We start from the raw sequence: 1,243 nt of genomic DNA on the forward strand, positions 1-1,243 counted from the left end.
AGTGCAATGGCATAAGCCTGCCTGACTGCAAGACTGACAAGTCGAGCAGAGACGAAAGTCGGTCATAGTGATCCGGTGGTCCCGCGTGGAAGGGCCATCGCTCAACGGATAAAAGGTACGCCGGGGATAACAGGCTGATGACCCCCAAGAGTCCATATCGACGGGGTTGTTTGGCACCTCGATGTCGACTCATCGCATCCTGGGGCTGGAGCAGGTCCCAAGGGTATGGCTGTTCGCCATTTAAAGCGGTACGTGAGTTGGGTTCAGAACGTCGTGAGACAGTTCGGTCCCTATCTGCCGTGGGTGTAGGAATATTGATAGGATCTGTCCCTAGTACGAGAGGACCGGGATGGACGTATCTCTGGTGGACCTGTTGTCGTGCCAACGGCATAGCAGGGTAGCTATATACGGACGGGATAACCGCTGAAGGCATCTAAGCGGGAAACCCACCTAAAAACGAGTATTCCCTATCAGAGCCGTGGAAGACTACCACGTTGATAGGCCGGGTGTGGAAGTGCGGCAACGCATGTAGCTTACCGGTACTAATAGCTCGATCGACTTGATCACTCCCATTTACAATATCCATCAAGCAAAGCTTGATGGATATCAGCTTTAACTTCTGTCCTCACGCTGTCGCGGCTAAAGCCGCTTCGCTCCGGACAGGGCGCCGGAAAACCGGCGGCACGCAGTCGCGTGCTTATTGTTTGTCAGCGCTCTATAAGAGCGTTGATGCTATCAGCACGAAAGACGGAAAGAGCAGAGGAAACAGTGAGCTAACATACTCCCTTACTGCCCTATTCCCCTACTCCCCTAACCAGCTTCTCATATTTGTGTTCTTCGCCGACCTGGTGGTTATGGCGGAGCGGCTGCACCCGATCCCATTCCGAACTCGGCCGTGAAACGCTCCAGCGCCAATGGTACTTTGTCTTAAGACACGGGAGAGTAGGTCGCTGCCAGGTCTGCCAAGCACACAAATCAAAACATCTTCTCAACAAAACATACAAAACAGTTCGCATCAGCGTCAGGCGCCAAAAAATACCCAAACCAGTTCATAATAAACACCCTGGCGCGGGGTGGAGCAGCCCCTTCCGACCGCAGCCGGCACAGACGGCGAGGACGGAAAACAAAACAAGACCGGGCATAAGCTCGGCACTCAAAAGTTTATCGCGGGGTGGAGCAGCCCGGTAGCTCGTCAGGCTCATAACCTGAAGGCCGCAGGTTCAAATCCTGCCCCCGCAACCAA

General features: G+C 54.1%; 1 tRNA gene and 2 rRNA genes (1 of these 3 running past the window's edge). All 3 read left to right on the plus strand.

The features are described from left to right. Nucleotides 1-567 (plus strand): 23S ribosomal RNA (locus tag HWX93_RS22290) (it extends 2,320 nt beyond the left edge of the window). A gap of 277 nt (nucleotides 568-844) precedes the next feature. Further along, a 5S ribosomal RNA gene (gene rrf / locus HWX93_RS22295) occupies nucleotides 845-959 on the plus strand. Between the two features lie 206 nt (nucleotides 960-1,165). After that, nucleotides 1,166-1,242, plus strand: a tRNA-Met gene (locus HWX93_RS22300). Nucleotide 1,243 lies beyond the last annotated feature (1 nt).

Origin of the sequence: Brucella tritici (assembly GCF_902825325.1) — a bacterium.
Classification (GTDB): Bacteria; Pseudomonadota; Alphaproteobacteria; order Rhizobiales; family Rhizobiaceae; genus Brucella.